The sequence below is a fragment of the Nitrobacter vulgaris genome, from assembly GCF_031453995.1.
Classification (GTDB): Bacteria; Pseudomonadota; Alphaproteobacteria; order Rhizobiales; family Xanthobacteraceae; genus Nitrobacter; species Nitrobacter vulgaris.
Genome location: NZ_JAVDPZ010000002.1, coordinates 1 through 16,729, shown reverse-complemented (window position 1 = coordinate 16,729; position 16,729 = coordinate 1). Strand labels below are relative to the sequence as shown.

General features: G+C 55.0%; 12 protein-coding genes and 1 pseudogene. 10 read left to right on the top strand and 3 right to left on the bottom strand.

The features are described from left to right. Positions 1-55 precede the first annotated feature (55 nt). Together GGQ85_RS01130 and GGQ85_RS01125 are read left to right on the top strand one after the other, a co-directional pair. Positions 56-1,873, top strand: a complete 1,818-nt coding sequence (locus tag GGQ85_RS01130; protein ID WP_309772913.1) for a DUF8727 domain-containing protein — start codon at positions 56-58, stop codon at positions 1,871-1,873. Between the two features lie 5 nt (positions 1,874-1,878). Beyond that, the gene (locus GGQ85_RS01125; RefSeq protein WP_309772911.1) at positions 1,879-3,489 is read left to right on the top strand and encodes a DUF2357 domain-containing protein; all 1,611 of its coding nucleotides are present in this window, start codon (positions 1,879-1,881) and stop codon (positions 3,487-3,489) included. Here GGQ85_RS01125 and GGQ85_RS01120 read toward each other — a convergent pair. After that, complete coding sequence (locus tag GGQ85_RS01120) at positions 3,458-7,318, bottom strand: DNA methyltransferase (RefSeq protein ID WP_309772910.1); 3,861 nt, start codon at positions 7,316-7,318, stop codon at positions 3,458-3,460. The genes GGQ85_RS01125 and GGQ85_RS01120 overlap by 32 nt on opposite strands. 232 nt (positions 7,319-7,550) lie before the next feature. After that, on the bottom strand, positions 7,551-7,778 hold the full coding sequence (locus GGQ85_RS01115; RefSeq protein ID WP_309772908.1) for a hypothetical protein: 228 nt from the start codon (positions 7,776-7,778) through the stop codon (positions 7,551-7,553). Positions 7,779-8,991: 1,213 nt separating this feature from the next. Here GGQ85_RS01115 and GGQ85_RS01110 point away from each other — a divergent pair. Genes GGQ85_RS01110 through GGQ85_RS01100 form a run of 3 tightly spaced genes read left to right on the top strand, consistent with a single transcriptional unit; the run spans position 8,992 to position 10,704 of the window. Next, complete coding sequence (locus GGQ85_RS01110) at positions 8,992-9,498, top strand: hypothetical protein (RefSeq protein ID WP_309772906.1); 507 nt, start codon at positions 8,992-8,994, stop codon at positions 9,496-9,498. 59 nt (positions 9,499-9,557) lie between these two features. Then, a complete protein-coding gene (locus tag GGQ85_RS01105; RefSeq protein ID WP_309772904.1) occupies positions 9,558-9,839 on the top strand; it encodes a hypothetical protein in 282 nt (93 codons plus the stop codon). A 34-nt stretch (positions 9,840-9,873) separates the two neighbouring features. Beyond that, positions 9,874-10,704 (top strand): hypothetical protein, encoded by an 831-nt coding sequence (locus GGQ85_RS01100; protein WP_309772903.1) that lies wholly within the window; start codon positions 9,874-9,876, stop codon positions 10,702-10,704. 107 nt (positions 10,705-10,811) lie between these two features. Here the strand turns inward: GGQ85_RS01100 and GGQ85_RS01095 are convergent, their stop codons facing one another. After that, positions 10,812-11,816: a hypothetical protein gene (locus GGQ85_RS01095; RefSeq protein ID WP_309772901.1), complete on the bottom strand. Its 1,005-nt coding sequence runs from the start codon at positions 11,814-11,816 to the stop codon at positions 10,812-10,814. A 400-nt stretch (positions 11,817-12,216) separates the two neighbouring features. Between GGQ85_RS01095 and GGQ85_RS01090 the strand changes: the two genes are divergently transcribed. The 5 genes and pseudogenes from GGQ85_RS01090 to GGQ85_RS01070 all read left to right on the top strand — a co-directional run. Continuing rightward, entirely contained in the window at positions 12,217-12,687 is a 471-nt protein-coding gene (locus tag GGQ85_RS01090) for a hypothetical protein (RefSeq protein WP_309772899.1), read from the top strand. Next, positions 12,684-14,267: a terminase large subunit domain-containing protein gene (locus GGQ85_RS01085; protein WP_309772897.1), complete on the top strand. Its 1,584-nt coding sequence runs from the start codon at positions 12,684-12,686 to the stop codon at positions 14,265-14,267. Before GGQ85_RS01090 ends, GGQ85_RS01085 begins: the two co-directional genes overlap by 4 nt. 290 nt (positions 14,268-14,557) lie before the next feature. After that, positions 14,558-14,956 (top strand): hypothetical protein, encoded by a 399-nt coding sequence (locus GGQ85_RS01080; RefSeq protein WP_309772895.1) that lies wholly within the window; start codon positions 14,558-14,560, stop codon positions 14,954-14,956. 1,023 nt (positions 14,957-15,979) lie between these two features. Continuing rightward, on the top strand, positions 15,980-16,357 hold the full coding sequence (locus GGQ85_RS01075; protein ID WP_309772893.1) for a hypothetical protein: 378 nt from the start codon (positions 15,980-15,982) through the stop codon (positions 16,355-16,357). Between the two features lie 85 nt (positions 16,358-16,442). Beyond that, a pseudogene (locus tag GGQ85_RS01070) lies at positions 16,443-16,729 on the top strand (IS21 family transposase); the annotation flags it as partial.

The window sequence follows — 16,729 nt, the reverse complement described above, 5'->3', positions numbered from 1 at the left end:
GCGACTCGAATCGAAAAACGAACGAGTTTAGTCGCGGAGGGCTGGGGCAAGAAAAATGGCGCTTTCGTTTAGCGATCATAAGGCGATGATGTCGGGCTTCGCCAAACTGGGATTTAATTGCGTAGAGGAGCCTAGCGGGGCGACCAATCCAATCCGCATCGATTGGAATGTCGAGGGGAAGAAGCTTCGGTATCGGCTTTGGGCTTTTGAGATTTCTCACGGCGGCGGTGGACCCACCGTGCGAGCAGCCGATGAATTTCGTATTCAGATCACCAACGGCCCCTCCTCCAAGGCGGATATCGACAAGGACCGCATTCAGGACTTGCTTGTCGGCTACTCACGCGATCGAGATGCGATCGTCGCATACGACCGACGATGGCTCGAACGATGGATCGACAGCACGGCTAGTGGCTCGCGCGCCTCACCTTCCGTCCAGGTAAAGGATGCGGACATTCAAGCCGGCCACGACAACGGCATCCATCACCTCACAAAGTCCACTAATTTCGGTGAAGGCCATATCATCACCATGAGTCCGGCACTGTTGCCGGCATACCTTCTTCACAACAATTCCGTCCTCCAGGGAAGCATGAGCGCAACTGAGGCGCAATCAACCACGCCGAGCCCGGCGGCTTCGAGCATCGTAGAATACTGTCGAAGTCGTGGCTTCCATTTCGAACCGCAGTTGCTGGCGCGGTACATCGCGGCTTTGCTCACGAAGCCGTTCGTCATTCTGGCGGGTGTTAGCGGCACGGGAAAGTCGAAGCTGGCCGAGCTTGTGGCAGAATTCTATAGCGCAAGCCCCGCGAAAGGCCGGGTCAGTGCGAAAGCTCCCGTCGTTGGAACGAGCTTCATCTTCGTTGCCGCAAAAGGAAAGCCCGATCCAAGTCGGTTCGCTCTCGTCGCTGTGCGGCCAGATTGGATCGATAACCAGTCAATCCTCGGCTTCGTCAACCCGATCACAGAGCAATACGAATCCACGCAAGCACTCGATCTGATTCTGCGTGCAAGCAAGGAGCACGAGGCTGCAACCGACAAGAAGACTGCACCCCGATACTTCATGCTCCTGGACGAAATGAATCTGGCGCGGGTCGAGCACTACTTCTCCGACTGGCTTTCATGCACGGAGAGTCGCCGGCAATTCGGAGACGGCAAGATCATTCAGCATCCGGTCGCATTGCATCGCTCAGAGAATCAGATGGAGGGACGGCTGTTCGAACCCGATGGCACCTTCACTAATGTGCCGGTGCCTTCGAATCTTGAGTTGCCCACCAACCTCGTCGTGACCGGTACCGTCAACGTCGACGAAACGACATTCGGATTCAGCCCGAAGGTCCTAGATCGGGCCATGGTCATTGAGTTTGACGACGTCGACTTGGAAGAGCTTCGCGGCGGCTCTCACGGCTCGTCCAACAAGGGCTTCCGATTTCCCGACGAACTGCCCGCGTTCCGCCTTGCTACCGCGAAAGATTATGCCGCGCTCCCCCAAGGCACTCACACCCACTTGTCAGCCATCAACGATATTCTTGAGCATGCGCGGCTTCATTTCGGATATCGGTCTGCCAACGAGATCGCCCTCTTTATCAACACCTACAATGAGCTTCTACCGGAGGAGGATGACGCTGACCTTTTGCGCGCCCTCGACATCGCCATCCTGCAAAAGGTCCTCCCAAAAATCTCGGGGAATAGGGCGAAGCTCGAAGGTCCGCTTTTGAAGCTTTGTGCGTATCTGCGCGACCTCAAGCAATCGAATGCGGAGATCGATATCCAGGAACTGGAAGCGTCATACAAGGTGGGCCTCCCGTATTCATATTTTAGGGCACTGGAAATGCTCCGATCACTGCGCGACTTTGGCTTCGTCTCCTTCTTCAAATGAGCCTGATGACACCCTTCGCTTTCAGGTACCGGCAACGGACGGGCGGGAAATCGTCACAATCTGCTTACATCGGCGACACTATTCAGCTTGAGGAACAGGTCGAATACGTCCTTTCGTTTCCAACATCCGTCAATGAAGTAGACCGACATCGTTTGGAGACTCTGGGCGCCGATCTAGTACAGCCGGACCTTGGCATCCTCTCGTTTCGCAATTTTGTAGGAAAGGCATCTCTTGCCGGGGTAGAGATCGAAGTCGTCTCGACCAAACTAGGTCTGGATGGCACATCAAGATTGCTACAAGAGATTTCGGAAGTCTCTTCGTCGCTTATATTCGGCTGGCGCGCCCCGCTGGCATTCGCCGGTTCCGCCGACACGTCGTATCGCTCCCCGGTGCCGTATCATCAGCTCCAGTTTTTGAGGCATCTGATGATTCTTGAGAGCCCTGGCGCACGCCTACAGGATTGGCTGAGCATCATCGAAAGGAACGCGACTCGTCGCTTCGAGCCCGACCGTCCGGTTGTCCCCCTGAATCGCGTGCGCAGGCTTGATCATCGGGCCATGCGATCCGTGTTCACGCGGCTGGAAAGATTAGTGCCCGTGTCGGATACAGTGATCCTTGCCAGCAATCGTCTGGCTGAAAAGCTGAGCTTCGGCACTCCGGCTAAGCGTCACTTCCCGGCAACGGTCGCCGCGCCGCGGGGGCGTCTCTCCTTCGACACTCCAGAAAATCGGTTTGCGAAGCACGTGGTGAGCGAGTGCTTGGCGCTCGTGTATCGCTTCGTCGATCATCCCAAGCTGCATGACGAATTGCGCCGGGACTGTCGGGCAATGCTGGGGATCTTGGAAGGGTTTGCTGGGCTGCCGTTTATCGCAGAAGCTGGCCAATTGACCTCGTTTCAATCTCCCTCGCAGGCGCTCGCGAAAGCAGAGGGATATCGTGACGTGCGTGTTTTCTGGGGCGATTTCACAGAGCACGTCTCGTTACCGGCCGGCAACGCGCTTGTGCGTAGGCTGCTCGAAGGACGAGACGTAGCGACCCTGTATGAATATTGGGTCTTCGTCAAAATTGTCCAGTCAATCGTTGAGATTGCGGGGCTTAAGACAGCTGAGCCTCCTCAAGTTCAACGAGACGAGATGGGAGAGAGCTTAAGCCTGGGTCTCTCCACAGCGATCGGCACCAAGGTCACCGTCTATTACAACCGAACATACCGACGATCGAACGGAACAGCATATTCGACCCCCCTGCGTCCCGATGTCATCGTACAGATCGGCGAGGCGCTGCACGCCTTTGACGCAAAGTATCGGTTAGTCCGCTTAGAAAATGCAGAGTCGGACCCGGATGACGGCGGGATCACGTACAAGCGGGGCGATCTGTACAAGATGCACGCGTACCGAGATGCAATAACGGGCCTCCGTAGTGCTAGCGTCGTTTACCCAGGTAGCGAGTTTGTGTTCTTCGAACGAAATGGGCACAAGCGAGATAACGCATCAGCGGTCACGAACGCCGACGGTGTAGGCGCAGTTCCTCTGCGTCCCACATCTGCTGATCCCACGCACCATCTGAGATCAATGCTCACCAACCTACTCAAGATGCACGAAGCGAACGCGATTGCTTAATTCGGTTCCAGCAAGCGCGGATATCCGCGAAGTCGACAAAGGTCACTGCACCCGCCGATGCAAGTCTTCGCATAACTTCTGCATGAAGGCCCTGCAGCCCTCGACTGGAAATCTCCGGGTCTTGCGCAAGCGTTTCAATGAGAACATCAAGATCGAGGTGAAAGGCGTTGGTAGCCGGCTTTTGTGCAGTCTTGCCCGACTTCTGAAGATTAAACACCACATCGAAGTGAGCGACATCCTCGCTCTCGGAGCGGCCCTTGTAGCCCTTGTGACTTTGCTGTTGGCGATCCAGCGACGAAGCTTCGTGGAACGTAAAACCGGTCGCCTGCGCTGCATCGCGGATAACCTGCCAGACTTCGGCATCAGTGTTGTGAAAGACGATCGTAGCCCATCCACCGGGCTTCAGAACTCGCGCAATCTCCTGCATCGCGCCTCGAATGAGGTCGCCGTACACGCGCAATGACTTGCCGCCCTTTTCGGCGCTGAGCGAGCGGTTTACGACTGCTTCCAGATTGGCATTAGTGATACGGCCAAGCCATGCTTCCCAGATGAGATTGCAATCCGCGTAGAAGATGTTCGAACCGAATGGGGGATCGGTAAACACGTAGTCGATCGACGCATCAGCAATCGACGAGAGGTGTGTTGCGCTTCCCAGCGTGATGTTTGGTAGATCCGCTCCGAGTGGACGGAAGGTCCGATAATATTTCTGCAGCTGACCGATCTTGTTCCGCATGACTTCCAAGACGTTGGCCTCGGAAGAGAGTTGGGGTATGTATAATGTGCCGGTCAGAGGCCTCTGCCCGCCCCTTGCGTTGAAACGTCGCATGCGTGTTCCATGCCACGCAGTGTTTGTGAATGCGAAGGCTAACCCACGGCGAACGCGCTCATCCGGCGTCGCCAGTATCTCGCTCCAAAGGATTGAGAGGGCGGCGAGGTTTCGGGGCGTATAGAAATCGGCAACGGAAGCGATCTTCTGTAGCTGCAGGGCACAGCGAATGTACATCTCGCGATCCGACGCGACCGGCGTTGTGGGATAGGGAAGTGATATGTCTTCTCGCCTGAAACTACGCGCAAGCTTGATGTCGGCCTCGTCAGGCGCTTTTTCAAAGCGGCGACCGTCCTCAGTTGCATATGCGATCCAAGCGGGGCTCGATCCAAGAAGGTCAATTCTCGAACGGTTCAAATCCGATTTGCAGTTAGGGCAAACAATCGTTTTGCCGAGCCGACCGCTCTCTCGATCGATCGCTTCCCACAGCATGAACTTGTTACTGCAGGCGGGACACCGATGCTTTGTGCTCCACATCGTCCAATGGATACGCGCAGGCTGACCGTCAGAGTGCCTAGTGCGGTACATACTCTTGAACCGCTTCTCCACCCGCGCTTCGAGCGCGGAAAACCCTGCGGCGAGCGCCTCCGGGTCGCAAGGCTGTGTGTGATTCCAGGCGAGGTGAACCGCCGCCGGGGATAGGTCATTGAGAATGGCACGACGACCTGAAAGCGCGGCCGCCACACCTGTCATTCCAGAACCACAGAAGGGATCGAGAACGACGTCGCCAGGCTTCGTGTAATGCTCAATGAAAGGGTGGATCGCCTCTGGAGGCACTTTCGTGTGATAACTGTGCGCCATGTAAAAGGCGCTGTTTCGCCCGCCAGCAACGCGAGCGAGGCCCAGCGGCTTGGTAACCGTGATTTCGCTCTCACTGCACGGTAAGTTGATGCTTCGGCTCAGATAGCCGGCGAAATAATCTTCTTGCGCCTGCTTAACTTTCGGAAGACTCCACAGACCGTCTTTCAAAACGGCTCCAAGCTCCTTGCAGCGGGCGGCCACTCCCGACATGGAGATGCCTGAGACGGAGTAATTTGCCTCCACGATCCCTCGTACGACTGCAGAGTAAACCTCATCCGTGCGCTGGCCCTCAGACGCACTGGTGATCGCGTCTCGGATCGCTTGGTCGATGAGGCTGTGAGGCGGAGGAAACGGCACCATCATCTGAACGGCCGTTTTGCGATGCTCCAAGCAAAGCATCAGGTCGAGCGTCGTGACATTCTCCTTGCCGGAGACGCCCTTCACGCCTTTTATTGAGGGCTGCCCCTTGCTGAGCGTATGGACGCTCGCCGTATCAAAACCCGCAAACGAGAGAGATTTTTGGATGCTCTCCCATACCTCACCGTCAGTGTTCGAAAACGCAAGCACCGCTCGGCCGCCGCGCTTCAGAACCCGCGCCGCTTCGGCAAACGAGCGCGTCATCAAATCCGTGTAGTCTTGGAGACTCTTACCTCCGGTTGCAGACGAGCGGTGCTTATTGACGACGATCTCCGAACTCTGATCGGTCAGATCTCCAAGCCAGGCCTCCCAAAGCAGCGACGAGTCGGCATAAAAGATGTTGGACCCGAAGGGCGGGTCCATGAACACCATATCGACTGAGCCATCGGGAAGACAATTGAGATCGGTAGCAGAGCGCTGGAAAACGTCCGCCCGAGCGGTAGTCTTTGGAAACGCTTGATAGTAACGAAGGGTATCCGCGGCCTTACGTCTAAATAGGCTCCAAACGTTCCACTCGTAGCGAAGAGATGAAATGTAAAGCGTCCCAGTCATGACGTTCGTGGGACGCTTCGCGTTCCACTGGTAACGACGCGAGGCTCGATTTACCGCGCCCGTGAAGGCGAACATGAGCGCCTCTCGAACGCGGCCGGTAGCTGCACCGATGATCGCGTGACGCAGCGCCGCCAGGCCGTAGAGATTGCGCTTTGTAAAGAATCCGGCCACATCCTGAATGCCCATCGAGCGGTGGCTAGCGCGCCACATTTCGCGGTCCGCTCCAAACGGCACCTGCGGAATCCAATAAGGGATTGAGAGGTCAGTTGTATCTTCCACGAGCGCGAGCTCCGCCCGCGTCGGTCGATGGGAATCGATCAATCGCGAGCCGTTAGACGTATGGCTCTGCACCGGAACCTCTCCGCTCCACTCGAGTTCGGCCTTTCTATGCTTCGTGTTGCACTTTGGACACTCAATGCGGTCGTTCTCGATCAGACCGCCCTTATTAACTAAGTCCCAATATGAAATTCGAGCGCGGCACTTCGGACAGCGATATACGTCACTCCAGGTCGTGTACTCGACCATCTGTTTTGAGCCGACCGGGCGATAAAGCCAATCAATCGTTGGCTTCATCTCTTTATCGACTGCAGACAGGGCTCTGCTGAATTCCTCAGGATCACACCAAGTCGTGTAATTGCGAGCAATATGGACTGCTGCCGGCGAGAGATCTGAAAGAAGTGCGTTGCGACCTTCGTTCAAGGCTGCAACGCCGGTCATGCCGGAACCGCAAAAAGGATCAAAGACCGTCTCGCCGGGCCGACTAAAGGCGCTGATGAACGGCTGAATGGCCTCTGGGGGCACCTTGGTGTGATAGCTGTGCGCCCGATACGACGTAGACGTTTTGCGCACGTTGATACGCTTGGGCAGATCAACGCGGACGCCGGCGCTGGCCGCTTTGGTTGGAATAGGGACGACTTCGGGAGCGGTGGGATAGGCCAAAGCGTGCGCCTCGGTGCGCTGCCTTACTGCGGCGACGACTTCCGCAGCGTCATGCTCAAACACGCCTTGAACGTCGTCCGGCAGCTTTCCGGCTTCGAGGAGCAAGAGATCGGGCGGCACACGAAGCACCTTCGCAAGGACGGATACCTGGTCAGTCGTGAGTTGCCGCTTCCCATTCTCGATCAAGCTCAACAGAGACTTGGTAACGCCGAGCTCGGCTACCACTTGCGCCTGAGATAGGCCGAGCGCCTCTCTACGAGAACGCAGAACGGAGGGATTTTGCTTCTTTGCCAACTGATTCTGCCCCAATACAAAGATGGATCACCATGAGTCGGTTGACAGAAAACGTCAACATCACTTTCTGCGATAAGTTGTTGAAATGTCGTCATTTTAAGACCTTACTCAAGAGGCGAGGCCTACGCTCATCCTGAGAATCGCCGCTGTCTGGCGAGCGCACCACTGCCAGCCCGACCACGGTTTAAAGAATCGAAAACTGTTGCGTAACCTATCGGCACTCCTTGAATCGTCATGAGTTTTTCCAGCAGCGCGAAAGCCGCAGCGTTGCTCGGAAGATGTCGTCATCGAGCTTGTCCTCTAACCGTTCGAAACGCTCCTCAAAACGTCGGTAGCTGTGCCATCGCATCCATTTTGGCTTGGGCGGAAAGTCCCATTCCTCGGCATCGAAGTCGCCTTTTGCACACAGCCGGTTGTTGAGTTTCGTCTTTGCTCGCCAAAGCCGGTCGGTGGGTGACAAGAATTGGCTCTGATATGCGACCTGGCGGCCCCACGTTTGCCGGCTACAGAAACGACTTGCACCCGACGGTTTCCAGAGCACCGAAACGCGTCGGTCCATCACGGGGCACATAAAATACCATTGCCCGCCGCCAAAGTGCCTGGGATCACGCACCAGGACCATTTCCTGCCGTAATGGACCCATTTCGATTTTGAACTGACCTTCACAAGCTCCCGTCATGTCCGCCCATATTCTGGCTGAGCCGATTTGACCCCAATTGCTGTCAGTCCAAGTTAGTCCGACCGGTCCTGCATGCGCACCCGATCGAACCGCGCCACGCTGTAGAAGGCGATTAAGATCGAGCTTCAGTCCGCTTTCCAGTCGTACACGCCAACCAGATCTTCCCATCGGAGGCACTCCTTTGATGACTGCAACCAGGCAATAATCCGCCTTCCGCATCCTCCCCCTCCCCATTGCTGGAGAGGAGAGCGGCATGGAGGGAGCACATCTCGGCACCGTATACCCAGGACTGCCTTTTATCGGTGGCCAGCCGCTCCCCGCCGCGCATACACCGCGGCAACGCTGGGGTTCGTGGTCCTAGCTATCCCTCAGCCCGTGCTCGGGCAGTCGGGCCGTCGGAAAGGCTTTCGCCTGAAGTTCCGGCGGTGCATTTCCGGTTGTTGTGGTCCGGCAACCTGACGGCTGATCTCGCCCGCGAGCGGAGAGGAATTTAGGTGCGCGGACGTAAACGGGGACAGTCGTCAAACCAACCCGTTTCATCATTCCGCGCTCAATCGGCGATGGCCGGGCGCCCCTCTCCCAGTTTCAGCGAAGCTCCGCCCAGCCGCGATGGCCGGCAATTTGCTAATGCTGCAAAAAGTTGAATTTCGTTATGGCGAGCCCATACCCTCGCCTGCCAGGCAAACTGTATGAGATTTCGCGCTATGCTAGTTCTGCTGAGATTCAGATGGTCTTGCGGCGTACTGTTGCCCATCAATGACCACCCCGGCTGTCCGCCTTCAGAAAGCAGAGGTTTGACAAATCCGGGCTAAGCCCTTGATTTTTGCAGCACGGTTTGACGCTCAACCTAAAGCTAAATGTTTGATTTGACGCGGTGACTAAGGGATTTCGATTCCGAGGGTCGGGAGTTCGAATCTCTCCGAGCGCGCCACGAAAATATATAATCACTTCAATGGTTTGATTGGTTTGAGCGGTTCGCCGACCGGCTGCTTTTATGTCGCACATGTTGCATGATAAAATCACGCTGTCTCAAACACTTAGCGATGGTGGCACAGTCTACATGCAACACAAGCGCAACAAGATTAGCTCGCTCGCGTCATCTGACGATCTGAGCGACCACGACTTAATCGAATTTGTTCAGATCCGCATGGAATTCGCGTCTCTCCGCGGAACTCCTGTGGATATGCCAATCGTTTCTTACGACGCTTGGAAGCGTATCCTAGCGTGCGCGAAGCGCGGTGCACGTATTGGCAAGGGACGGCAGCGCCCACCCAAGACACTGCAAGCCAAACTGAAGGAGAAAGCAGTCTCCGACTTCATGCTCGCGAAAAAACAGGCGTTGGTTGAGGGGGGCATGAAGGCGACGGGTGCCAATAGCGCCGAGGATCAGGCATGTGAAGAAGCTGCCGTATATGCAAACGAGCGTTTTGGGTGGACAGATCTCACCTCCGAAAGAATTCGAAACTTGCGTTTAGACCCGATGTTCAAAAGTCGCGACTAACGAGCGAAGATTCTCGCAAACGTTCCTAATACTGACGTCATGGTGAAAGGAAAAACGCCATGACGCAGAACGATCATATTTCGTCGCGAGATTTGCTTTGGGGCGTGGGAGCGATTGCCCAGTACATCGGCAGGCCGGTTCGCACGGCATATTATCTGATCGACAGGGGTGTCATCCCGGCGAAGAAACTTGGGCCTAAAGCAATCGTCGCGGTACCTTCGGAAATCGACCGCGCCTTGTTGCCCGACGAAAACGTGAAGCCGATCCCGCCGCGTGAGAAACCTCAGCCCCGCATAAAATCACGCGTCGCCAAACGTAGGCTGTATCCGAAACACGATTGAGACTCGCGGGCGTGGCTTTTCGCGAAGGCGTGGCATGACAATACCCCACCCGATTGCGGTCCACGCATACATTGACGGCATGCGTGTCTGGTTCAAGCGACCGTTAGCTCCAGACGAGATTGCTTGGCTGGGCCAACAATGTCGGGCTGTCCCGCGTGATGAGCAGTATATTAAACTGCGACGTCACCCTTGGCCTATGAGATTCAATCGGAGTTATGTCGAACGTTACAATATTTTTCAACCGACCGATGAGGTGCTGCGGTGGCTCGCTAACCGCGACGGCGTGCACCTCAGTTATGCGGAAATTAGTTTGGATTGGATTTTCGATGACGAAGTCGACAAGGATTATGCGGATCGGTTGTTCCGCAGTATCATAGTAAAGAAGCACCACGGAAATCAGGGCATCAGTTTCGACAAAGGGACACGGTACACAGCAGCTCGAGGCGCCCCGAACCAAATCGCGACTTATGCTGATTTGCCGTGTCGGATCACCGGCGAGGAATACTGTCTTCACATCGATTGGCGTATATCAGGAAGCGAGGCACTGCGCCGCGCGGGCATTCATTCAGCCAATGATCTCATCAATTTCGATTATCGCGAATTTTGGCGAAAGCGCCTGATCCTGCGCGAAATCAACTACTCCGCACTAGGGCGGATGTTATGGAATCGAGGAAAGCAACAAAAGCGGCGAACTGAATGGGTGAAAACGTGCGGTCCCATTAAATATCATGTTGATCGACGACGGGGCTATATCGCTGCAACCGCACTCGGCTCAACGCAAGCTGTCATCGATAGGTTTAGGAAGGAGATCAACGTCAATCGATGCTTGATTCCAATCGATGTTGAGCATCTGCTTCCGAGGTAATCCTCATGATGATTATGTATACAAACGATCAATATGACCTTTAACGCATTGAATATCGGCAATAATTTTCTCCGATACCTACAGGAAATACAAGGCAATCTCGAACATTACTGGATTTCGCAAGGTCCACCGCTGTGGCGAAGTACATAACATTTACGAAGTTCACTGTTGCCATCGAACTTGATTGCATCGAGAATAACGGGTGCACCCTTGTAATTCGATACAGTGCCGGGCGCTTTAGCGCTGGTTGTTTGAGTCACCCTTGCACACGTCCGCTTATCTATCTCCATCACCGAAATGGCTGCAACATAGGATCCCGGACAGGATGGTGAGGTGACTACTTCAAATTGATGATATCCCGCGTCCTTAATCGAGATACATGACTTTGCAGAACCAATTCCGGGGGCGGTGGAGGAGCACCATGCGGTCGAACGCAATATCGCATCCCTATTTGAGGAGGGTTGGACCGTGCTGGGTGTTACTGGTGTCGGAGTGCGCGTAGGTTCCGAGCCAATTTGATTGCTTTGTTTAAACGTTGGCGATGAGCCTGATGGGGCACTTGTTGACCGCAACCTGTTCAGGTGCTCCAGCATAGTTTCGACCAGCAAGACGTCTGTTTCAGACGGCCCACAGCTGTCCTCCATACCCACGCTCAATGCAGCACGCGCCCCGCGTATATCTCCGTCGGTTTCATGCTTCTTGGCCTCTTGTTGTGCTTCCTTACAATCAGCTATCTGCATTTTGCGTTTTACCCGCTTCGCATCCACACCTGAACCATAGTATTTGTGAGCAAGTTCGTATGTGATGGAAGCGCCGATCCAATCACGGGCAGCAAACTGCTTGTCGCCCGCCCTCTCTGTGATGCTACCTTTTACAACATCTCCATTACTCGATGAGGGCGGGCTGCGATCTGTTGACGAAGAGGGGGCGCCGCCGGTGGGGATACGACACGTTCCCCGCTTTGGCACGACACCGGCAGAGCTCATCCACTGCGTAATTTCTCCGCCTCTTGACGCACACTCGTGGTCAGTGAGTTGCTGAATATATTCATCAGCCAGCAAAATGGTTGGAATAAAGAAGGTCGCAATTACCAGAATGATCTTCAATGGCATGGGACTCTCCGAGGCTTTCAAATTGCCGAGCTGCGCTACCTTAAATTTAAAACTACCTAAGCTAAGCTGGTCAGCCTATTGGTCAGGGGTAGATTATCGCCGTTTCCGTTTAAGGGAAGTTGCGGCTGACACACGCAGCCCCGCTCAAAAATGTTCTGACGTTCGGAAGCCAAAAATCTTAAATTTTCGCGAACCGCTTTTGTGTGCCTCAAACATGGTGTAAGCGTTTGCGATAATTGTTAAAATCGACGTTCTGTCACAGTTTGACTCGCGGATAAATAATCCGACCGTCGCATCGAAAACCCTATAAATTAAGCGGTTTGTGATCGTGTGTTGCACACATGTTGCAAGCAAATCGCGTAGCGGATAAGCTGGTGGAAAACGCTGGAAGCCCGGCTAAATGCAAGAAAAGCAAGAAAAAGCGGCCAAATCTCGCGGCAAAGCTCGGAGCAGCGGCAGTGCACCGATCCAGCGCGGTAAGCTCAAGGTCTCCAAGGCTCGTTTCCAATCATTCGCCGATCTAGATCTTCGCACCGTGGCGGCTCGCCGGGCGCAAGAGGTCGTAAACAGATTACAAGAAGACCTAGGTGGGGCATCGAACGTCTCAACCGCCGAACGGCAACTGGTCCAGCACGCGGGCGTACTTTCTGCCTTCATCGAAGATCAGGAGGTCCGGTTTATAAGCGGGCATAAGATCGAGACCAATGAGTTGCTCGCCGCGATCAACGTCCAACGCCGACTGCTTGTGACCCTGGGTCTTCAACGACGGCAGCGAGACGTCACGCCAGCGCTACAAGATTATCTACGGTTTAAAGAGCAGGAGAAACAAAACGAGGTCGAACACGAGAGCGAGGAGGATGACGACGAATGACCGTGCGCGTCCGACACAAACCACGACACCTCGGCACGACAATCCTCGACGCTATCAACGACCCTGCCCTCTTCGCACCTGCATTCAAGAACCCAGAGTCGTGGGCCGCATGGCACGTATTCCTCTCCGCGTTGTTTGGCCTGCCGCTAAATGATGAGCAACGGGAGCTGTTCCGAGAATGCACCCGACGCGATGCGCCAAACCTAGAGGGTCATACAGAGGCTTGGTTGGTATGCGGACGGCGTGGCGGAAAGTCATTCATCATGGCGCTCACGGCTGTCTATCTCGCAACCTTCAAAGATTACACTCAGCACCTTAGTCCCGGCGAACGTGGCACCATCATGCTTATTGCCCAGGATCGCCGACAAGCACGAGTACTCGTCCGATACATCAAGGGTCTACTGCACTCCGTACCGATGTTGAAGGCGTTAATCGATTCTGAGCGTACGGATCAGATTGACTTATGCAACCGCGTCACAATCGAAGTGCACACTGCTTCTTTCCGTAGCACGCGGGGTTATTCAATCGTTGCAGCGGTTCTCGACGAGATCGCCTTCTGGCCCATTGAAAATGCGGCCGAGCCCGACACTGAGATTATCGCCGCGCTACGTCCCGGAATGGCATCGATACCCGGCTCGATTATGCTGTGCGCCAGTTCACCCTACGCGCGTAAAGGCGCATTGTGGGAGAGCTACAAAACGCATTTTGGCAAAAACGGCGATCCCTGTTTGGTGTGGCAGGCTCCTACCCGAACCATGAATCCGTCGATCACCCAATCGGTGATCAACTATGAGATGGAACGCGATCCGGCAAAGGCTGCCGCCGAATACGGGGCCGAGTTTAGGACCGATGTCGAGTCGTTCGTCAGTCTTGAAGTCATAAAAGCTTGCATCGCTCAAGGCGTATTCGAGCGACCCCATCAATCGAGATTTCGATATTTCGCATTCGTCGATCCAAGCGGCGGTAGCGCTGATAGCTTCACCCTAGCTATCGCCCATCGCGATGCCGATAGCTTGTTTCTCGATGCCATTAGGGAGGTGCGCCCTCCGTTCAGTCCAGAAAGCGTGGTCATCGAATACGCGGGCCTGATGAGATCGTATCGCATCACGAAAGTCACAGGAGATCGTTACGCGGGCGAGTGGCCACGAGAGCAATTCAGAAAGTATGGCGTTCGGTACGAAGTCGCCGATAAGTCCAAATCGGACATCTATCGCGATATGCTTCCTTTGCTAAACAGTCGACGCTGCGAACTATTGGATCATTCAAAGCTCGTTTCGCAATTCGTCAGTCTCGAACGACGAACAGCACGCGGTGGACGTGACAGCATCGACCATCCCTCTCATTCACATGACGATATCGCCAACGCTGTTGCCGGTGTCCTAACAGAAACAGCGACCCCCAGACGGTTCACGATCTTTAGCGCCCACGGCGCGGCCCAATTGGAAATTCACCGCAAACTCAACCGGGGCATGAGCAATGCCGAACGGAATAGCTGCATTCCCGGAAAGGGACTTGATGCCGAGCTCTCCCTTTTTAATGCGCAACGGGGCTTTCTTCCTTATCCAGTACGGAGGCAGTGATGAAAACACTTTCGCCAACAGTTCACGAAGCCACTATAACACGCCACATGGTCAAAGACGCCGACGATTCCGTAATGCAATCGCTCTTTGACGCCGTAAAGACAACCCGCGAACTCGCTACGAAGGCAGCGTCGATCACCGCAATCGTTCTAAAAAACACGATGCGAACTGAAGCTGCACGACACAAGGACGCCCGGGCTGCAAACTTCACGCTTCTCGAACGCGCCACGAAATCACTGGATGACTCTGTCGGAGCTGCTCAATCCGAGATCGCTGCAATCCGATCAAAGGTGAAAGCGCCGCTTGCCTCGAAGGACATTTTAAATGAGGCGCGCCAGCGCGAATTGCGAGAGAGATTGACTTCGCTGCCCGAAGATCGTCGAAAAGCGATCATAGCGGATGCCATCAAAAACGATGACCAGCTACTCGTCTCGGCCATCCTGTCGGCCCCCGCTTGGTTATCGGGCTTATCGGATGCCGAGCTATCGCTTCATCGCAACGCATGGACATCAAAGCATTTTGCGTCCGAACTTAATCGCCTTGAACGTTTGAGCAAGGCAGTCGAGGATGCTAATCGCGCGGGCTCGGTGGCGATTTCCTTCGTCGACAGCCTCACCGATGCTGATCTTGTCGAGAAAGCCGAAGCGATGGAAAGACAGGCGACAGCTGCTCTCGCGGCTGTAAAATGAAACAAGGTTGTGGTGCGTCAAGGCATTTGGCCGATGCCTTTTGGTCTCGCGCGTACTCGCGTTAGTGTCAGCGATGCCTCGGCTGTTTTTTCTGGGGTCGCTTTGGTCGCGGCGCTGGTTGGTTAGGCTTGGTAAGTACCCTTTCGACAACAGTAGGATTTATGTTTATCGTGGGTGATGATGCTATTTTTGCTACGGCGAAAGATGCAGCGGCTGTGATTATTGCGCCCAGCAGCGTTGCCTTTGCTGTATCCGACCAGTTAGCAATATCGAAAAGGCGTGCCGCCTTAGGATGTATCTTTTCGGCTTCGTGCTTGGCTTTTTCAACGGTGATTTCACCTGCCTTTACTCGCTCGGCAAGTTTTCTGATTGCTCCCAAGGCGAGGAGCGAAATACTCGGGTCGATGAGAAGATTTATCCGGTCTAATCCCGCTCGGTATGTACCGGGGAGGATTTCGCACGGGCCCCCGCATTGAGGGCAGTCGGTCCCACACCTGAGAACCGTGACGGTTGATCCTGGGCTAAGAGCAAAAGTCCGTACAGGAAAAAGCCCGTGGAATTTGCATATCGCGATGGGGTGGTGGATCGCCATGTTGATCCAACTAAAGCTTCGAATCTGTTGTACTTGTCAATGACCCTGGGTTGGAGGACTCAGCGCGTTACAGGATCGCGCCTTTCGCCATGGGGCCTCGTGCCTCGCCGCTTGTGAGTTTTCAGGCTCTGAATGCGCTCGAATAGCGAAGATCGGTCGAAACGCGTCCTGGGCCATTCTAGGGCAAAATAGGGTAATGCACATATTACGCGCCCAACGCCGAAGGTGGGGACCGGGGGTTTGGACCCATTCATTCGGGCTATAACGCGGGCGCCCGTCGATTCGTTGAGTGCGGAAAAAGCTGCGTTTAATGCGGTAGCCCGGTCCGGGCTTCGTCGACGGCGCTCACATGCAGAAGCTAACACGGTTCTGGAGCCCTTGCCTCGTTCCTCATCGGGCTCTAATTCCTGGACTCCATTAAGAGTGACGCGATGGCGACCGGACGATCAATGCAATTGACGCGACAGATCGGGGAACATCTCGTCGTGGCTAAACTTGGACGTCTGGGTTATGTGGCGACTCCATTCGCTGGCAATGTCCCTATGTTCGATCTTCTCGTAGCGAACGAACGTGGTTATGCCGTCCCGATACAAGTGAAGGCGATAAACGGTCCCTCTTGGCAGTTCACCGCGACTTCGTTCTTGGATATTGATTTTATGGATGGCGAGCAAAAAGTTCGTGGTCCCCGCACGCTTTTGAATCCTGATCTCCTGTGCGTATACGTGTTGATCAAGCCTGATGAGAAAGACGATTTTTTCGTTTTCCTGTTGAAAGACCTGCAATCTATGTGCGTGGCGGTGACAAAGTAGGCCACGGAGCGCCGGCGTGATGTCGGTGCGGGCGGAGTAAAAACCGTCCAGTGGCTAGGTTGATCCCTTTGGGGGTCGGCCGGGAATGTTTGCCGTGGAAGTCTACGCCGCCGTCCGGCATTTCGTCTTTGTCGAGGGCAACAGCCGTCGTGAGGCGGCCCGGGTATTCGGGCTGAGCCGCGAGACGGTCTTGAAGATGTGCCGCTTCTCGCTGCCGCCTGGCTACACGCGCACGAAGCCTGTGATGAAGCCGAAGCTGGGCGCGCTGCTGCCGGTGATCGATGCGATCCTGGAAGCGGACCGGACCGGCCCGGTGAAGCAGCGACACACGGCGAAGCGGATTTTCGAGCGGCTGCGCGACGAGCATGGGTT

What these genes read in the sequence shown, in the direction of transcription:
- GGQ85_RS01130 (WP_309772913.1), top strand. Translation starts at nt 56, where the DNA reads ATGGCGCTTTCGTTTAGCGATCATAAGGCGATGATGTCGGGCTTCGCC.
- GGQ85_RS01125 (WP_309772911.1), top strand. Translation starts at nt 1,879, where the DNA reads ATGACACCCTTCGCTTTCAGGTACCGGCAACGGACGGGCGGGAAATCG.
- GGQ85_RS01110 (WP_309772906.1), top strand. Translation starts at nt 8,992, where the DNA reads ATGTCGCACATGTTGCATGATAAAATCACGCTGTCTCAAACACTTAGC.
- GGQ85_RS01105 (WP_309772904.1), top strand. Translation starts at nt 9,558, where the DNA reads ATGACGCAGAACGATCATATTTCGTCGCGAGATTTGCTTTGGGGCGTG.
- GGQ85_RS01100 (WP_309772903.1), top strand. Translation starts at nt 9,874, where the DNA reads ATGACAATACCCCACCCGATTGCGGTCCACGCATACATTGACGGCATG.
- GGQ85_RS01095 (WP_309772901.1), bottom strand. Translation starts at nt 11,816, where the DNA reads ATGCCATTGAAGATCATTCTGGTAATTGCGACCTTCTTTATTCCAACC.
- GGQ85_RS01090 (WP_309772899.1), top strand. Translation starts at nt 12,217, where the DNA reads ATGCAAGAAAAGCAAGAAAAAGCGGCCAAATCTCGCGGCAAAGCTCGG.
- GGQ85_RS01085 (WP_309772897.1), top strand. Translation starts at nt 12,684, where the DNA reads ATGACCGTGCGCGTCCGACACAAACCACGACACCTCGGCACGACAATC.
- GGQ85_RS01075 (WP_309772893.1), top strand. Translation starts at nt 15,980, where the DNA reads ATGGCGACCGGACGATCAATGCAATTGACGCGACAGATCGGGGAACAT.